This is a genomic window from Sediminibacillus sp. JSM 1682029 (genome assembly GCF_041366435.1).
In the GTDB taxonomy this organism is placed as follows: domain Bacteria; phylum Bacillota; class Bacilli; order Bacillales; family Amphibacillaceae; genus Sediminibacillus; species Sediminibacillus terrae.
Map to the genome: position 1 here is coordinate 161,601 of NZ_JBEWYY010000006.1, position 17,948 is coordinate 179,548.

Here is a 17,948-nt window from a genome sequence, read left to right on the forward strand (position 1 = left end):
TGGATTGCCGCAGGATGGAAACATTCCGGATTTTCAGAGGACATGTTCTTCTGTTAAACATATGTCACATAGGTGATTCCGACGAAATCGTGAATCCCTCGGTTGTTTTTTTCGCCTCTTCGGTTTTTCCTTGCAGGACCACAAGCAACTCACCAGGATCATTTATACAGACAGTCGCTGTGCCATCCTTTTTCCATTACATTCCTTCACTCACTTCATAAAAGGTTCTATACATCATAAAATTGTTCATGAAACCGACGTGAAGATTATGGAATTGCATTTTCAACGTTTTTCTGGAGGTGAAGCTGCTATTTTGGAAATCTACAATCGATTCCTCTAACGAAAGCAAGCTTTCTATGCTGAGAACTAGATATCCTCTTTGTTCTTTTGAATAATCGCCTTGCTCGACCAGGCTAAGCAAAGTCTCCCTTGCGTTTCTCACTTCAAACAGCATCGTTTCTAAATCTTCTTCCTTCATCTTGTGCGTATTCTTGCTAACCAGCCATTCCTCTTCAAATAAAGGAAGTATATACTGCGTTCTCTCCACCGTCATGTCGATCGGTGTTTCTGACTCCAGTTCTTCCAAGTCTTTTCCAAAAACATCGTTGAACTCTTCAACATCTTCGAGATAACCATCCACCATAACCGGGTCTGGTTTGTACGCATACGATTTATGGAGACTGAAAATGGAATAAGGATAAAACCAAGTCATTGTCAGGATATAAAGTATAATCAAACCAATCGCACCGGCGATGATTCTTTTTGTTCTATTTGTCACGTAAAATCCCCCATAAAAAACGCGATGGCTGTCCGTATAAACTATAAGTCCATTCAAACTATGGCGTACAACTGCTGAAAATCTTTAATGGCGTGATCGGAATGGTCGCTTGCGGCTCCCAGCTCATCAAAGAAACAAGCATCTATGCCGGCTTTTTTTGCCGCTATTAAATCCAAATCCCTATCGCCTATCATGATCGCTTCAGCGGATACGATACCATGTTTTTCTATCAGATATTGAATTGCGGCTGGACTCGGCTTCCGTTCAAATCCATTTTGCGAGGTGATGAAATCCGAAAAATAACCATCCAACCCGAACTTCTCTAGTAACATGATGGAAGATTCTCCTCTATGGGTGTACAAATAATTTTTCCGGTCGGTTGAATGGATGTATTTACAAACCTCTGCAATTCCTGCAAATGGTTTGGAGGAGTCAGCTTCCACTTCTTTTCGGCGTGCTTGATAGCTTGCCTTGAATTCCTCGTCTATTTGGTATTTCTTTTCAAAATAATTCAGAGCAGCTGACATCGAGACTTTCAATTGTTTCACTATGTTTTCTACTGGCTCTTCTATTCCTCTCTCTTGAAGCAATTCTTGAAAAATTTTTGCCATCACCGGGTATGTATCAAACAGTGTCCCATCGAAATCCCATATAATATGCTTGTACATGTTCTGACTCCTCCTGTTGAAAAATATAGCCTATCACCGTTACTCGCCCTGCCTTTGCGGTCTCAAGAATCGGGTTCTTTCCATAACACTCGTCAAGTCGATTTCCGGATGTGTCCGCTGGATCAATTCGTAAACTTCTTGAAGAATTCCTTCAATCTCCCGAATGCCTTTCTCGGGAGAATCTATCAAGACTGATGGAAGGCTTTCCGTTATATTTTTTGGGGCCGTTTTCATTTTTTCCAAGGTTTGCTTTTGCCATTTAAAGGCAGGATGATGGACATATAAACGGTTTAAACCAAAAAGCATTCCCATGATATTCGACTGGACAGAAGTGATCACCTTATAAAGCATCAGCCAATCTTCTCTGGCCAGCAGTGCTTCTCGGTTACTCCATCTGTTTCCTAAATCAAGATTTTCTCTAATCATGGCCTCGCCCAGTTCTTCAGGGTATACTTCCACTTTTTTCTTTAGCGAATCAATAATTTCCTTTCCGCCAAGCGGCACCCCGTCAAAAATAGTGGCTGCCAAGCATTGTTTATCCAAGTCAGTATCATGACAAGTGATTACCTCATCCAGAATTCTATGGATGGTGTCAGTCAAAAAGCTACTTATCTCTAACTTTATTCCTTCTGTTATATACGTCTCCGACCACTCTTCTTCTTCATAAGGATGAAAATCGATAATGTTTCCATCGACTTCTTCAATGGGATTTTTTCTATCTTGTTCATTCGGGCTTTCTTTCCAAAATATAAAAAGTTCGATGTCGGAATAGTCATCCTGCCAACGGCGTGCCACCGAACCACCAAGCAAGACTGCTTCGACCTTATCGTTTCGCATATATACTTTAGAAAGATTTGTCGCCAACTGCAATAAATCCATCTAACTCCCCCTTGCCTTTGATATTGAGTTTCACTGTTTTTCGCTAAAACCTGCAGCATGGAGACGATAGCTATCTCAATCTTCATCTGTTAAGAGAAAACTGTTCCCCTTCTTTATCTCGCTGGTTTTTCCTTCCTTAAATACCGTTCGTATTCATCAATACGATTCTCCAGCCATCAGGGTCTTCGATTGTTATCCCTTTTTCTTGCCAATATTGATTTTCCGGTTCCACTTCACCGTAACCCATGCAGTTCAATCTCTCAGCCACCTTCTCCAGTTCCTCCTTGTCAGGGATATAAAAAACCAACAGGTTATCTTTTGTTGGAGCAGGACAGGGACTTCCGTCTGCATGATGGGTGAATTCCAAATGGTAAGGGAGATCAGGCAGACCAAAAATAACACCTTCATACCCTCGGTGGCCCGAGAATGTTGTAAGTATCTTGAGGCCGAGTCCCCTTTCATAAAAGGAAACCACCTCATCAAATTTATCAGTAGGTCTCGCGATTCTAACCTGGGTTGCGGAAAAATCGGCAAACTCCATCGTCATCCCCCTTTCCGTAACAATGTACTGCTATAGCTGTGGAAAAACATAGCAACAACCTAACCTGATTTTAACATTCCTTTCCATTGTTTTTTAGAAAAATCTGAAATAAATCTGGTGTCTGATCATTCCTGCATTACATTTTCCTATAGAAAAAGCCTGAACCACCGTGTGATTCAAGCTCCTTCTCGATTTCCGAGTTTTTACTGTTCATCTGCCGGAAAATGAATCCCCGACTGTTTACGGATCTCCTCCAACACCCTGGCAGTTTCCAGCGAGCGTTCGAACGTACAGATGTCCGACTCGGTTTTCCCTTGTTTCACTAGTTCTACAAAAGCAGCAGCTTCATAAAACATGCCGTTCTCCACTTGCGGTCTGCTGACATCCTCGCTAGTGCCGTCTTTATACTTGATTTCCACCCGGGTCGGTGTGTTGATATTGTCCACCAGAATACTTCCCTTCTCTCCCTGGATTTCAGACGGGAGAAAGGAATCAGCTATTTTGGAGTACATCACCGCCCCGTTCAATTGCGGATAGTCAAATAAGGCACTTCCTTGGCCATCTACGCCGGAATCCAGCATTAAACCGCTGGCCGTCACTCGCTCAGGAGTGCCAAATAACGTAACCATTGGATAGATGCAATACACACCGATATCCATTAGTGAGCCATTGGAAAAAGCCGGGTTGAATGCATTGAGTACGGTCCCTTCCTTATAAGCATCATACCGCGAAGAGTATTGACAATAGCTGGCGAAGTAACGTCGGACGGTCCCGATTTTCTCCAGATTATCCTGCACTGCTTGAAAATTAGGGAGAAACATAGTCTTCAACGCTTCCATCAATAAAACACCGTTCCGCTTTGCGGTTTCGATCATCCGTTCTACCTCACGGCTGTTAGAAGCAATCGACTTTTCTACCATCACGTGTTTCCCGCGTTCCATGCACTCTATAGCCTGTTCTGCGTGCAGTGAGTTTGGGCTGGCAATATAGACAGCATCGAAAGCATCGCTTGCCGCGAACGCTTGTAAATCTGTATATGTATATTCGGCTTTGTGTTTCTGCGCGAATGCACGTGCTTTCTCTTCTGTCCTTGAATAAACCGCCGTCACTTGGAAATCTTCCACTTGTGCAGCGCCATCAAGGAATTTTTCCGTGATCCAATTAGTACCGATTATCCCGAACTTGACCATGTCATTACCCCCTAGCCTTCTCATTCTTCAAAATAAACGCCGGTCTACAGTTATTGCAGACCCGGCGCCTTTACTTTTCCTCTTTTTCCTTATCGTTTTGCTCCAGCCGGTCGAGGACCATCGAATAAGCGTCGTTCCCATAGTTCAGGCAACGCTTGACCCGGGAAATCGTGGTCGTCGATGCATTCGATTCCTCGACGATCACTCCATACGTGTCCCCTTCGCGAAGCATTTTTGCTACCAGCAACCTTTGTGCCAATGCCTGAATTTCACTGATTGTAGCGATGTCGTCGAAAAAACGGTAGCATTCTTCCCGGTCCTCCAGGCTGAGAATGGCATCGAACAATCGATCGAGCTGTTCGCCCCTTAGTTTATCTATTTGCATTTTACTACACTCCTTGTAAGAGGTTGTCCAATACGTCTCTTAGTTGATGGTGACAGTCTCTTCCAGGCTTTGTCTGTCTGGCACGACATTGATCCAGGTTTTGCCTGGAACCAGTCCTGCAGGTTCCCCATCTTTCACCGGAAGGATTTTCCCATCGATATTTGCCCATTGGACTTCCTGTACTACACCTTTTTGAAGCAAGTACGCCTTGCCTCCGGACTCCATGTCCACTTCACGCCTGCCTGCATCGTCGATGACTTCATGATGAGTAGCCATAATCAGGACGTTATCTAATTGTACTGCTTTATCGGAGTCTAGTTCAACTGTCTGGCTGTCTCCATTATAACGCAAATATTTTTCCTGTTCCTCATCATAGACATAGCGTACAGGAGTATCATTGTAGGAAAACGAAACTTCGGAGGCACTGTTCCCGGAAATAGCAGCTGTTTCCTCCTCGTCCAAAAAAGGAAGCGGCTCATAGTCTGCCTGCATCTCATATCCTTTTTCCTCGGCGACCTCTTTCACGGCGTCAAACTGCAAATACGAATTGTGAGGTGCCACACGGTCCTGCGAGCGCTTGAACAAATGACCGTCATTATCATGATACGCTCCGTTCAAATGATCCGCAGCCCCATTTTTCAGCATATCCTCGATAAAGTTGGCAGCACCGTGATACACATAAAGAGCCCCGTAATCATCCGCCAAATTGAAATAATACGGACGGGCACTTCTCACCGGTCCCACCACTTCCGGCTGTTCACTATGGAACAATGCCATGAATCTCGTGATTCTTCCCTCAGCCAAAATTTCGAATACAATGTCCGCTTTCGTCAAGCCGGACTGCGGCCTTGCCTTATAGTGGTTGTTGATCATGACAGCAACGATCCGGTTATCGACTGGATCGTTTGTGCCAATTCCAGTCAACGGATAGACATTTTCATATGCTGGTTCTTCGGTTTCTTCCGGTTCGCCAACCGGTTCCTCCTGTTCCTGCTCATCCGGTTCCGTTTTAGGCGCCTGTGACTGCTCGTCCTTCGAGCAGGCTGCCGCCAACCCAACGATCAGGATCAGCAGTAAACCGAGAGCCAGCTTCAACCATTTGTTTCGCATTTCCCCACACACCTTTGTCTTTTTTCTCTCTCTTTTTGTTTTAACCTCTATTTTACCGCATGATTGCCGGAAAAAGAACCTCCTTCTTTTTCACATCGATGATTCCTTTCGGGGTTATCCGGATAAACGGCAAATGGGTCGATGACAAAAACAACAGATTATACACCGGATCTTCGTACCGGTAGCCAAATGCCTTCAGAATCGATTTCAGTTCTCTTTCCTTCTCGATCAGGTCTTCCATTTTACCGGCAAACATCATCCCCGCCAAAGGCAGCGGCATCTCGTAAATGATTTCGCCTTGGTGAGCCAGTACGATTCCGCCGCCGATTTCTTTCATGCGTCGGAAAGCCAGCATCAAATCTTGTTTGTTCTTTCCGATCAACACGATATCTCCAGTGTTGGAATAAGAACTGACCATGCCCCCAAGCTTGTTGGTGAACCCTTTGATAACCGTGTTGACCCGCCATTCCCCCTTGCGGCTTGCCAGCATCAGAAACGCTTCGTCATACTTTTCCTCGATTTCATCCACAGTGACATCCAATGTCAAGGCAACGGGTTTGATGATGACATCATTGATCATCTCCAGGCCGATTGGAATCGAAAATTGCAAGTCGCCATCTTCCAACTCCCAGTCCAGTTCCAGTGGTCCGATGCCGTACTCCTTCCAATCGATGGTACGGTCACGTGATACTTGACTGCCATTCCGTTTCATCCATTGGCCCTTGGCAATTACCGAGACAGGGTCCGGATTGTCTTTTGCTTCGAGCAGGTTGATATGCGCTACCTGCCCCGGGGCTATGCTCCCCAGTCTGTCTCGCATATTGAAGTGCCTGGCGGCATTATAACTGGCCATCATATAAGCATCTTCTACAGGGACCCCTTGTTCCAAGGCTATGCGGACACATTGGTTCATCATGCCTTTTTCATAAAAAGAAGAGGTGGACCCGTCCGTGGTCATGGTAAGCTGGTCGTATTGGTCGAGCCCAAGTTGTTGAATTTCCTCCAGGATCTTCGGTAAATCCGGCCGGATCGAGGAATACCGCAATCCTGCCTGATACCCTGCTTGCAAGCGGTCCAATACCTCCTGCCCGGTCATGGATTCGTGGTCGGCACTGGCACCGAGCAGTTTCATTTTGATCAATGTATGTTCTGAAGCGCCCGGGAAATGGCCTTCGATCGGTTTCCCCAGACGTTTCGATTCCTGCATCCAGTACAAAATCCGGTCGTCGTCTTCCAGGACCTGGGGCCAAGAAGTCAGTTCCCCGCCCTGCACAACGGCTTCATGTTCGAGCCAGGATATGACCTGGGCATTGCTGAATACACTCAATTCACCTTGTAACGAAGATTGGGAATCGAATCTTGCCCACCAGTACATCGACACGGGTAAATCCATAAAATCATCCAATAGTGTAAACGCTTTCTTAATTTCTAATAAATATAGCCAGATAAGGTTGTCGTTCATCAATGTCGTGGTGCCGGTTTGGGCAACATATTCACTGAGCTGATGCGGATTGTATAATTGGAAAGGATGTGCATGCGGCTCTATGTATCCAGGTACAGCATACTTTCCGTCGCAGTCGGTTATTTCTGTGCCATTCGTGTTTTTGGGCAGGCGGTCTCCGACGTAAACGATGCGGTCTTGATACACCCATATATTCGCTTTAATCCATTTTTTCAGGAATACATTTAAGTAAACGACATTCTTCAAAAGCAATGTCGGTGCAAGCAGGCCGTCGATAACGGAAACGTGTTCGCGCAGTTGCTTGTTTCTCCAGCGATAGCGATGCTCATTCATGGCAAACTCTCCTATTCTCTGATTGTTTTTTCTATCGTAACACATGGTGTAAACCAAAGATAAGCATTTGGAAGATAATATAACAAAATCTTCATATTTTTACTATCATTCTATTCACGAAAGTCTTGATTATTATGATGATAGCAGGTCCAATATGAAACCGTCCTTTATTCCTATAAGCAGGGGAGCCGTTTAATCCTTAGTCGAAACCTGAAGCCTAGCTTTTCACAGTTGATAGAAACTGCGACATAGTTTGAATTTCTTTTTATAAGGCTCTCGCTCGGTCTAATTAAGTTGCGTGTAAACCCGGCGCTGCGGAAAACACTCCCTTTCCGGGGGCAGCACCTCAGCCTCCTCGTGAGCATAGTGCACTCCCTGCGGGGTCTTCGGAAGCTGCTCTTCCCCCAGGAGTGTCGCATTTTCCGCAGCTTAAGATAGATTTCTGATCAAAAGGTGAAGAAGTACTAAAATAGGTCTAACATGTTCGTATCACTAACCAAAATTCAGAAAATGCCTACCAGCGGAGGAAATACCTGTAGACTCCTGCGGGAGGAAAGGTCTCGGTGAGATCCCGCAGAGCGTTAGCTCGAGGAAGCTCACCAGCCGCCCGCGGAAAGCGCAAGGTATTTTCGCAGCGTCGAATTCCAACTCAACAATAGTAAGAAGTCTGGAAGACGCATCCAAACTATGTCGTAGTTTATATGTTTTCCGCAAAGGTAACACATAGATAAACATCTTCTCTTAATATCGGAAAAATCATCAAGCTAGTGTAGGCATGGAAAAAGGGCAGCTGCGGGCTGCCCTTTTATACTTTATCCGTTTTGTCGGCAAATCCGATGTCCCGTCGATAAAAAAAGTTCTCATTGCCATCAAACCTTTTCAGAAAGGAGTAAACCGCCTCCTGTGCAGCCTTCTGACTTTTTTGCAACGAACCAGCCAGCAGGACACGGCCGCCTGTGGAAGCATATTGCTCTCCCTCCCGTTTCGTTCCGGCATGGATCACAAAACAGTCTTCTTTCTCCGCTCCATCCAGAGCAGGAAGCAGCTTCGCTTTTTTATAAGGACCAGGGTAACCGGCAGAAGCAACCACTGTCCCGATGCACGCAGCTTCCTTCCAAGTAAGCCGCGGGTCCCTTCCTGCTTTCACATCGATGATGACCTGCAGCAAGTCATTCTCCAGCAACGGGAGCACGACCTGGGTTTCCGGATCACCCATCCGGGCATTGAATTCAATCACTTTGGGACCTTCAGAAGTTTCAATCAAACCTGCGTAGAGTACACCGGTAAATGACCGGTTTTCTGCGACCATTCCGGCGGCGGCAGGCTTCAGAATATCAGAGATAGCTGACTCGACAACCGCATCAGCCAAGTCCGGAACTGGTGCATAGGCACCCATTCCGCCGGTATTCGGTCCCCTATCTCCTTCATGGGCCCGCTTATGGTCCCGGGCAGGTATCATCGGATAGACCTGGCTGCCATTCACAAAAGCCATAAGAGAAAATTCTTTTCCCTCTAGAAATTCTTCGACGACAATTCTGCTTCCCGCATTTCCGAATTCGTTCTCAATCAGCATCTGATCAACAGCAGTAAGCGCCTGTTCAAGTGTCTCAGCCACTACCACCCCTTTACCGGCTGCAAGTCCGTCCGCTTTGATAACAATCGGAGCACCTTGAGCACGGATATAAGCCTTTGCTTTTTCAGCATCCGTAAAGGTTTGATAGGCAGCAGTCGGAATTCCATAGTCATGCATGAATCCTTTGGCAAAATCCTTGCTTCCTTCAATGACTGCCGCTTCCTGTGCTGGACCGAAAATTTGCAGCTGTTCTTTCTCAAAAGTGTCGACAATCCCGGCAGCCAGCGGGTTTTCCGGACCGACGATGGTCCAGTCGATGGCTGCTTCTTTTGCAAATGAAGCAAGCTCTTCGATTTGCCCATCCTTTATTGATACGCAATGCGCATCCCGGCTGATTCCGCCGTTCCCCGGTGCAGCATACAGTTTATCGACAAGCCTGCTTTCCTTGAGCTTTTTTACCATGCTATGTTCCCGTCCTCCGCTGCCAATTACTAATACGTTCATCGAACCCCTCCCCTGTACTGGTCTGAATCAAAAGCAGCGGAACCCACTTTGCCAGGTTCCGCTTTTCCTTCCTGTTAATGCTTGAAATGCCTCATGCCGGTGAATACCATGGCGATACCATGTTCGTCACAAGCTTTGATAGAGTCTTCGTCCCGCTTGGAACCACCTGGCTGGATAATCGCGGTGATTCCTGCTTTGGCAGCTGTCTCTACCGTATCGGGCATCGGGAAAAAGGCATCGGAAGCCATCACAGCTCCTTTTGCTCGTTCTCCCGCTTGTTCGAGCGCGATTTTTGCAGCGCCTACACGATTCATTTGCCCGGCACCGACTCCCAGGGTCTGGTCTTGATTGGCAATCACGATGGCATTTGATTTCACGTGTTTTACTGCCTTCCAAGCAAACAACAGGTCTTTCATTTCTTCTTCGTTGGGTTTTCTGCTCGTCGCCACGGTCAATTCCTGTTCGGTCACTTGGCCGCTATCGATGTCCTGCACAAGCAGACCGCCGGTTACGCTTACGACTTTTTGCCGGTTAGGGCCCGGGTTCTCCATCGGAATTTTCAATAGACGGATATTTTTCTTCCCTGTCAACAACTCCATCGCCTCTTCCGAGAAGGAAGGAGCAATGACGATTTCCAGAAAAATCTCCTTCAGCTGTTCTGCAGTAGCTGCATCTACTTCGCGGTTCAGTGCGACAATGCCGCCAAAAATAGATACAGGGTCTGCCTTATAGGCCTTGCGGAAGGCAGATCCGATCGTTTCTCCGATCCCAATTCCGCACGGATTCATATGTTTGACGGCTACGGCTGCGGCTCCCTCGTATTCCAGGACCATTTCCAGTGCCGCATTGGCGTCCTGAATGTTATTATAGGACAACTCTTTTCCGTGCAGTTGTTCCGCATTGGCAATCGACGCTCCCTTTCCATTCGGCTGTCGATAAAATGCTGCATGCTGATGAGGATTCTCTCCATAGCGCAGCGATTGTACTTTTTCATATGTAACAGTATAAGTTTCCGGAGCCGTCTCCTCAGTAATTTCGGAAAAATACCCTGCGATCAAGGCATCATAATTGGCAGTATGACGGAAAACCTTGGCCGCTAAGCGTTTACGGTCTTCCTCTTGGAGTCCGCCATGTTCCAACTTTTCCAACACCTGCTGATAATCATCAGGATCTACCACCACGGTGACATCCCGGAAATTTTTTGCCGCTGCCCGCAGCATGGTCGGACCGCCGATATCGATGTTTTCAATTGCAGTCGCTTCGGTGACTCCGGGTTGATCAATCGTTTGTTTAAATGGATAAAGATTGACGACTACGATATCGATCGGATCGATCCCCCGCTCCTCAAGCTGCTTCAGATGTCCGCCTTCATCGCGTTTTGCCAGCAACCCGCCGTGAATATTCGGGTGCAGCGTTTTGACTCTGCCGTCCAGAATTTCATCGAATTTGGTTACATCCGAAACCGGAATAGCCGAAAGTCCAGCCTCCTGCAGGTTTCTCAGGGTTCCTCCCGTAGATACCAGCTCATAGCCCAGCCGGTCCAGCCCTTTCGCAAAATCAACTACATTGCTTTTATCTGAAACACTTAATAATGCGCGCTTCTTCATGATTTAATCTCCTCTCTCTTTTTCGTCTGAATGAGTGCCTGGATAGTCTTGGGAAAAAGCCGGTGTTCGATTTCCTGGATGTTTGCCTGCAAGGTGTCCTGGTCATCCTCGGGTTGGATCCTGATAGCTTCCTGATCGATGATTGTCCCTGTGTCCATCCCTTCATCGACAAAATGCACCGTTACCCCAGTCACCTTGACCCCTGCCAAAAACGCTTGTCCGATTGCATCCTTACCTGGAAAGGCAGGTAACAAGGAGGGATGGATGTTGACGATACGCCCTTCGAAAGGGTCGAGCAGGGTATCGCCGACCAGCCGCATATAACCGGCCAAGATCAACCATTCTGCCTGGCAATCGTTCAGTTCTTGCAATATATCCCGTTCATAATCCACTTTTGAAGTGTAGGTTTTAGGTTGAAAAACAAATACGGGAATTTGACGGTCCCTGGCTTTTTCGATAACCTTAGCCTCAGAATTATCGCAAACCAACAAAACGATTTCTCCATCCAGTCTCCCTTGGTCGATTGCATCAGCTATTGCAGCAAAGTTGCTGCCGGTTCCGGAAGCAAATACAGCCAGCCGTTGTTTGTCATGCATGACGAAGGTTCACTCCCTGCTCATTAGTCACTTTCCCAATACGGAAAGCCGCTTCTCCTTGTTGTTCCAGCAGGGTGATGGCAGCTGCAGCTTCTTCTTCAGGGACGATGACTGCCATTCCGACCCCCATGTTGAATACGCCGAGCATGTCTTGAAATGAAAGACCACTATGTTTTTGAAGCACCTCATACACTGGCGGAACCGACCACGATCCGGTTTCGATGGTTACACCGAGATGTTCCGGGTATGCACGCGGAAGGTTTTCGTAAAAACCGCCGCCAGTGACATGGGAAATCCCTTTTACCGTGATTTGGCGGCTAAGGGACTGAACAGCCTTCGCATAAATCTTCGTCGGCGTCAGCAAGGTTTCACCCAGCGTCCGATCCAACGGTTCATAGATTTTATTCAAATCGAGTTGATGTTCTTCTACAATTTTGCGCACGAGGGAAAAGCCGTTGGAATGCACGCCACTGGAAGCAATTCCGATAACCGCGTCGCCAGGCTGGATGTCACTGCCATTGATGATTTTGGTTTTTTCGGCGATGCCCACGACAAATCCGGCTAAATCATACTCACCATTTTGATATATCCCCGGCATCTCTGCTGTTTCTCCGCCGATCAACGCACAGCCTCCAACTACGCAGCCTTCCGAGATCCCTTTGACGATTTGCTCGATTTTTTCCGGTTCATTTTTGCTGCACGCAATATAATCAAGAAAAAACAACGGATCTGCACCTTGTGCGACAATGTCGTTGACACACATGGCTACAAGGTCAATCCCTACGCTGTCGTGCTTATCCATTTCAAAAGCCAGCTTCAATTTGGTCCCGACCCCATCCGTACCTGAGACAAGGACAGGCTCCTCATAAGAAAATGAACCGAGCTCGAACAATCCGGCAAAAGCCCCGACACCGCCGAGCACTTCTTTCCGATCGGTTTTGGCAATATGTTTTTTCATCAACTCTACTGCGCGGTATCCAGCTTCCACATCCACGCCTGCTTGTTTATAAGCTTCACTCATATGAACGCTCCTTTTCTGCCAGCCGGACCACGGCACTATGCCTTTGTGGCCGGAAGTGCTGTTTCAGGATATATTTCAGTCGGATAGTTTCCGGTGAAGCAGGCATTGCAGATACCATATTCGGCCGAATTCTCGCCTGCCACAATCGCATTTTCCAATCCTTCTGTCGTCAAATAGGAAAGGCTGTCGGCACCGATCAGTTCCCTGATTTCTTCGACACTGTGGGAAGAGGCGATCAATTCACCTTTTGTCGAGGTATCAATCCCGTAATAGCAAGGGTTCTCGATCGGAGGCGAAGCAATCCGGACATGGACTTCTGTTGCACCTGCTTCCTTCAACATTCGGACAATCCGTTTACTAGTCGTACCGCGGACAATCGAATCATCGACCATGACTACCCGTTTACCGTCCACGATTCCCCTGACGGCGGAAAGCTTCATTTTAACACCCTGTTCCCGCAGCTCTTGGGAGGGCTGGATGAAAGTCCGGCCGACATAGCGGTTTTTGATCAATCCGAGCTCATACGGAATGCCAGATGCTTCCGAATAGCCGATGGCGGCAGAAATACTGGAATCGGGAACACCGGTCACCACATCAGCTTCCACAGGAGCTTCCTTGGCCAGCTCCTTTCCCATCGTTTTGCGGGAAGCATGGACGTTTTTTCCGTTCAAGTCACTGTCCGGGCGGGAAAAGTAAACATATTCCATTGAACAAAGCGTACGATTTAACGGAGAAGCGAATGTACTGGAACTCACCCCGTGATCATCGATGATCAACAGCTCGCCCGGCTTAATCTCCCGCAAGTAAGAAGCACCGATCACATCAAAGGCACAGGTTTCGGAAGACACAACGTAAGCACCGCCGAGCATGCCCAACGACAACGGCCGCAAGCCGCGCGGATCCAAAGCTACGTACAGCTTGTTTTCGGTCAGGATAGAAAAGGCATAAGCACCTTTGATCATACTAAGCGCTTGAATGATGGCTTCCTCCATCCGCAGGTGGCCGCTCCGCTTGATTAAATGGGCCAGCACTTCGGTATCGGAAGTCGTCTGCAGAATGCTTCCTTGGGCTTCGAGCTGATGCTTCAAGGCATACGCATTCACCAGATTGCCATTGTGGGCAAGCGCCATGCTTTCCTTTTGCGACCGGAACACGAGCGGCTGAACATTTTCGTAGCCGCCGCCCCCCTGCGTCGCATAGCGGACATGGCCCAGAGCAGCGTTCCCCCTCAGCCGGGAAAATTCGTCCTGTTGGAACACTTCATTGATCAGACCGTTTCCTTTATGAAGATGAAGGGATTCTCCATCACTGGTCACAATCCCCGCTCCTTCCTGGCCACGGTGCTGCAATGCGTGGAGCCCGTAGTAGGCAACCTCAGCCGCTTTTTCATGACCCCAAATTCCAAATACGCCGCACTCTTCATTTAAGCCTTTGATTTCAGCAAGCATGGTATGGCCCCTTTCCAAAGTGCTTTCAGATCTTCTGCCGCTTGATTGATTCTTGTTTCACCATTTATCCGTATGCGATACTGTCCATCGTCTGTGACGACACCGATTTGAATGGCATCTTCCACAATCTGTTCAAATGCCTGTTGATTCTCCTGGCTTACAGATACGAGGAAACGGGATTGCGTTTCGCTGAACAATTCGGTCACAGCATCCCCTTCCAACGATACGTCCAGACCGGCCTGGCCGGCAAAACAACTCTCAGCCAGGGCCACCGCAAGTCCTCCTTCCGCCAAATCATGGGCAGAAACAACGGTACCGTCCTGAATCGCCTCTAGTAATTGAGTCTGTCGTTTCATTTCCAGTTCCAAATCAATTGCAGGGGCTTTGCCGAAGTATTTGTTTTCCAAGACATTTTGCAGTTCGCTTCCGCCAAACTCCGCTTTCGCTTCACCGATTACGTAAATCGCGTCTCCCGCCTTCTGGAAGAAAGATGGCGTCACATGATTCAGTGAGTCCAATAAGCCGACCATTCCGACAACAGGGGTCGGAAAAATCGCCTGGCCATTCGTTTCGTTATATAGCGATACATTGCCGCTGATAACCGGCGTGTTCAAAGCAAGACTGGCTGCACTCATGCCATCGACACTCTTTTCCATCTGCCAGAAGTTCTCCGGTTTGTCCGGATTTCCAAAGTTGAGCCCGTCGGTCAAAGCGAGCGGTTTTCCGCCTGAGCAGACGATATTCCGGGCTGCTTCCGCCACTGCGATTTTCCCGCCGGTTTCCGGATCCAAATAGATGTAACGAGAATTGCAGTCCGTGGTGATGGCAAGGGCCTTGTCAGTCCCTTTCACTCTGATCACTGCCGCATCAGAGCCTGGCATGACTACTGTATTTGTCTGTACCATCGAATCATATTGATCATACACCCATTCCTTGTTGGCGATGGTCGGCTGCTGCAGCAGTGTCTTGAGCGTTTCTGTATAGTTATGGACACCGTCTGGGTAGTAATCGACTTGCTGATACGCTTTAAAGTAAGCAGGTTCTTCGGAAGGTTTATGATAGACCGGCGCATCCTCCGCTAGGGAATCTACGGGGATATCCGTAACCACCTCGCCTTTGTGCAGCAAACGGAATTGCTTGTCATCCGTCACCCGTCCGACTGCAACAGCTTCAAGTCCATACTTTTGAAAGACATCGATGATTTCCTGCTCTTCGCCTTTCTTCACCACCATCAACATCCGTTCCTGCGATTCGGACAGCATCAATTCATATGGGGTCATCTCCAATTCGCGCTGTGGTACCAGGTCTAGGTCCATTTCCATCCCCATCCCGGCCTTGCTGGCCATTTCGCTTGCGGATGAAGTCAATCCGGCTGCCCCCATATCCTGCATGCCGACCAATGATTCGCAATGAATCGCTTCCAGGCAGGCTTCGATCAACAGCTTTTCCATAAATGGATCACCGACCTGGACTGAAGGACGCTTACTTTCGGATTCTTCCGACAAATCTTCCGATGCAAAAGTGGCCCCGTGAATGCCGTCCCGCCCTGTTGGCGCTCCAGCATACAAAACGGTATTGCCGTTTCCGGCAGCAATTCCTTTTTGAATATCCTTCTGGTCGATCAATCCTACACACATTGCATTGACGAGCGGATTTCCTTCATAACAATTGTCGAACTGTACTTCACCGCCGACTGTCGGCACGCCGACACAGTTGCCATAACCGGCGATTCCATTGACGACTTCTTCAAACAAATACTTGACCCGTTCAGAGGCAAGACTGCCGAAACGCAGCGAGTTGAGCAAGGCGACCGGCCGTGCTCCCATCGAAAAAACGTCGCGGATGATGCCGCCGACACCGGTGGCAGCCCCCTGATAAGGTTCGACAGCTGATGGGTGGTTGTGGCTCTCGATTTTGAACACAGCCGCCTGGCCATCGCCGATATCGATGATTCCCGCTCCTTCCCCCGGTCCCTGCAATACATGAGGGGCCTTCGTCGGGAACTTTTTCAACAGAGGCTTCGAGGTTTTGTAGCTGCAGTGCTCCGACCACATGACCGAAAATATACCTGTCTCAGTGAAGTTGGGCCGCCTGTTCAACACCTTTTTGATGTGCTGGTATTCCGCATCGGTGAGCCCCATCTCTTTATAGATCAAATCTTTTTCAATCACTTTCGGGCTGATTTCAGACACCTGCAACATATGCTTCCCTCCAATGGTTTACGACCGATTCAAACAGCTTCAAGCCATCAGCACTTCCCAACACCGATTCTGTTGCTCGTTCTGGGTGGGGCATCATGCCGAGTACATTTCCTTGTTTATTGATGATTCCGGCTATGTCCCCGACAGAACCGTTCGGATTGTCAGCGTAGCGGAAAACGATTTGCCGGTTCGCCTCCAAGTCGGCGAGTACTCCCTCGTCACAGTAATAATTGCCTTCCCCGTGGGCAATCGGAAGAATGATTGCTTCCTTTTCCCCATAGGAAGTGGTGAACTGGGTTTGATTGTTTTCGACCACCAATTCTTCCTGACGGCACATGAACTTCAACTTTTTGTTCCTGAGCATGGCGCCGGGTAAAAGGCCTGATTCCAGAAGAACTTGAAATCCGTTACACACCCCTAGAACCGGTGTACCCTCGGAAGCCTTTTGTTTGATTTGGTTGACGATAGTGGAGGTCGCTGCAATCGCGCCGGATCGCAGGTAATCTCCATATGAGAATCCGCCGGGAAGCAAAATGGCGTCAAATCCGGACAAATCGGCATTCTCGTACCAAACAAGTTCCGCTTCTTCGCCAAGTGAATCCTTCACTGCATGATACATGTCTCTGTCACAGTTCGAGCCTGGGAAAACGATCACCGCGAATTTCACTGGACAGCTCCCTCCTCGATCGTGTACTGATAATCTTCAATAACTGGATTGGCAAGCAGTTTGGAGCACATCTCCTCGATTTGCCGATCGATGTCCCTCTGGGAATCGAGCTGCAGCTCCATGTATTTTCCAACCCTTGCACCTTTTACCTCCGGAAAGCCCAGCTTGTGCAACGACTCCTGAACTGCTTTCCCTTGAGGGTCCAAGACACCCTGCTTTAAAGTAATGAAGATTTTCACTGTTTTCATACTACCGCCTCCAGTCGTTGAAGAATCGAATCATATACGTGCAAAAGGTCGCCCAAATCTTCCCGGAATACATCCTTATCCATCTTAGCGCCGCTGTCTTTATCCCAAAGCCGGCATGTATCCGGCGATACCTCATCAGAGAGAAGGATGTCGCCGGACATATTTCTGCCGAACTCCAGCTTGAAATCCGCCAGTGTCAGATTGATAGATTCAAAGAATGCCTGCAGATGTTGATTCACTTCCAAGGCCATTGCTTTGATTGCTTCCAGTTCTTCCGACTGGACATCCGCCAGCAGCAATGCGTGTTCATCATTGATAAGCGGATCGCCGAGTTCATCATTTTTATAAAACAACTCCACCAACGGAGGTGTAAGCTTCGTCTTTTCTTCTATGCCTAGCCGGCGGGTGATGCTGCCGGCTGCAAGGTTCCGTACAACCACTTCGATTGGGATGATGTCTGTTTTTACCACGAGCTGTTCTGTATCGTTCAGGCTGCGTACAAAATGACTTGCCACACCTTTGTCACGCAAATAGGCAAAAACCTTTGCCGATATCAAATTATTGTACTTGCCTTTTCCTGAAAAAACCGCCTTTTTTTCGCCGTTAAAGGCGGTTGCATCATTTTTGTAAGATAGTACCAACTGATCGATATTGCCTTCTGCTTGAAATACTTGCTTCGCTTTGCCTTCATACAATAGCTCGCCCTTCAATTGCGTCACCCCATCCATTCCTTTTGG

At 47.9% G+C, this 17,948-nt stretch carries 17 protein-coding genes; all 17 read right to left on the reverse strand.

Annotated features, from left to right (window positions below; all coding sequences use genetic code 11):
- Window positions 1-196: 196 nt before the first annotated feature.
- Window positions 197-778, reverse strand: coding sequence for a hypothetical protein (locus ABVF09_RS12015; protein WP_026569232.1), 582 nt, complete (start codon window positions 776-778; stop codon window positions 197-199).
- A 53-nt stretch (window positions 779-831) separates the two neighbouring features.
- Window positions 832-1,446 (reverse strand): HAD-IA family hydrolase, encoded by a 615-nt coding sequence (locus tag ABVF09_RS12020; protein WP_153464343.1) that lies wholly within the window; start codon window positions 1,444-1,446, stop codon window positions 832-834.
- A 39-nt stretch (window positions 1,447-1,485) separates the two neighbouring features.
- Window positions 1,486-2,325: a DUF4037 domain-containing protein gene (locus ABVF09_RS12025; protein WP_371069284.1), complete on the reverse strand. Its 840-nt coding sequence runs from the start codon at window positions 2,323-2,325 to the stop codon at window positions 1,486-1,488.
- A 136-nt stretch (window positions 2,326-2,461) separates the two neighbouring features.
- Window positions 2,462-2,866 carry a VOC family protein gene (locus tag ABVF09_RS12030; protein ID WP_026569229.1) on the reverse strand — a complete coding sequence of 135 codons (405 nt, stop codon included), beginning with the start codon at window positions 2,864-2,866 and terminating at the stop codon, window positions 2,462-2,464.
- Between the two features lie 203 nt (window positions 2,867-3,069).
- Complete coding sequence (locus ABVF09_RS12035) at window positions 3,070-4,056, reverse strand: Gfo/Idh/MocA family protein (protein WP_026770821.1); 987 nt, start codon at window positions 4,054-4,056, stop codon at window positions 3,070-3,072.
- A 70-nt stretch (window positions 4,057-4,126) separates the two neighbouring features.
- A complete protein-coding gene (locus ABVF09_RS12040; RefSeq protein WP_026569227.1) occupies window positions 4,127-4,441 on the reverse strand; it encodes a YerC/YecD family TrpR-related protein in 315 nt (104 codons plus the stop codon).
- A gap of 39 nt (window positions 4,442-4,480) precedes the next feature.
- The gene (locus tag ABVF09_RS12045; protein WP_371069285.1) at window positions 4,481-5,551 is read right to left on the reverse strand and encodes a DUF3048 domain-containing protein; all 1,071 of its coding nucleotides are present in this window, start codon (window positions 5,549-5,551) and stop codon (window positions 4,481-4,483) included.
- A 52-nt stretch (window positions 5,552-5,603) separates the two neighbouring features.
- Complete coding sequence (locus ABVF09_RS12050) at window positions 5,604-7,346, reverse strand: adenine deaminase C-terminal domain-containing protein (protein ID WP_371069286.1); 1,743 nt, start codon at window positions 7,344-7,346, stop codon at window positions 5,604-5,606.
- An 805-nt stretch (window positions 7,347-8,151) separates the two neighbouring features.
- A complete protein-coding gene (purD, locus tag ABVF09_RS12055) occupies window positions 8,152-9,423 on the reverse strand; it encodes a phosphoribosylamine--glycine ligase (protein WP_026770824.1) in 1,272 nt (423 codons plus the stop codon).
- Between the two features lie 74 nt (window positions 9,424-9,497).
- Window positions 9,498-11,030, reverse strand: coding sequence for a bifunctional phosphoribosylaminoimidazolecarboxamide formyltransferase/IMP cyclohydrolase (gene purH / locus ABVF09_RS12060; RefSeq protein ID WP_153464330.1), 1,533 nt, complete (start codon window positions 11,028-11,030; stop codon window positions 9,498-9,500).
- Complete coding sequence (gene purN / locus ABVF09_RS12065; protein WP_026770825.1) at window positions 11,027-11,626, reverse strand: phosphoribosylglycinamide formyltransferase; 600 nt, start codon at window positions 11,624-11,626, stop codon at window positions 11,027-11,029. The genes purH and purN overlap by 4 nt, the downstream gene beginning before the upstream one ends.
- Window positions 11,619-12,647 (reverse strand): phosphoribosylformylglycinamidine cyclo-ligase, encoded by a 1,029-nt coding sequence (gene purM, locus ABVF09_RS12070; protein WP_371069287.1) that lies wholly within the window; start codon window positions 12,645-12,647, stop codon window positions 11,619-11,621. The genes purN and purM overlap by 8 nt, the downstream gene beginning before the upstream one ends.
- Before the next feature lie 35 nt (window positions 12,648-12,682).
- Window positions 12,683-14,095 carry an amidophosphoribosyltransferase gene (gene purF / locus ABVF09_RS12075; protein WP_371069288.1) on the reverse strand — a complete coding sequence of 471 codons (1,413 nt, stop codon included), beginning with the start codon at window positions 14,093-14,095 and terminating at the stop codon, window positions 12,683-12,685.
- Window positions 14,071-16,296 (reverse strand): phosphoribosylformylglycinamidine synthase subunit PurL, encoded by a 2,226-nt coding sequence (gene purL / locus ABVF09_RS12080; RefSeq protein ID WP_371069289.1) that lies wholly within the window; start codon window positions 16,294-16,296, stop codon window positions 14,071-14,073. Before purL ends, purF begins: the two co-directional genes overlap by 25 nt.
- The gene (purQ, locus tag ABVF09_RS12085) at window positions 16,280-16,963 is read right to left on the reverse strand and encodes a phosphoribosylformylglycinamidine synthase subunit PurQ (protein WP_371069290.1); all 684 of its coding nucleotides are present in this window, start codon (window positions 16,961-16,963) and stop codon (window positions 16,280-16,282) included. The genes purL and purQ overlap by 17 nt, the downstream gene beginning before the upstream one ends.
- Window positions 16,960-17,211 (reverse strand): phosphoribosylformylglycinamidine synthase subunit PurS, encoded by a 252-nt coding sequence (purS, locus tag ABVF09_RS12090; RefSeq protein ID WP_026770828.1) that lies wholly within the window; start codon window positions 17,209-17,211, stop codon window positions 16,960-16,962. The genes purQ and purS overlap by 4 nt, the downstream gene beginning before the upstream one ends.
- Window positions 17,208-17,921 carry a phosphoribosylaminoimidazolesuccinocarboxamide synthase gene (purC, locus tag ABVF09_RS12095; RefSeq protein ID WP_371069338.1) on the reverse strand — a complete coding sequence of 238 codons (714 nt, stop codon included), beginning with the start codon at window positions 17,919-17,921 and terminating at the stop codon, window positions 17,208-17,210. The genes purS and purC overlap by 4 nt, the downstream gene beginning before the upstream one ends.
- Window positions 17,922-17,948: the final 27 nt, after the last annotated feature.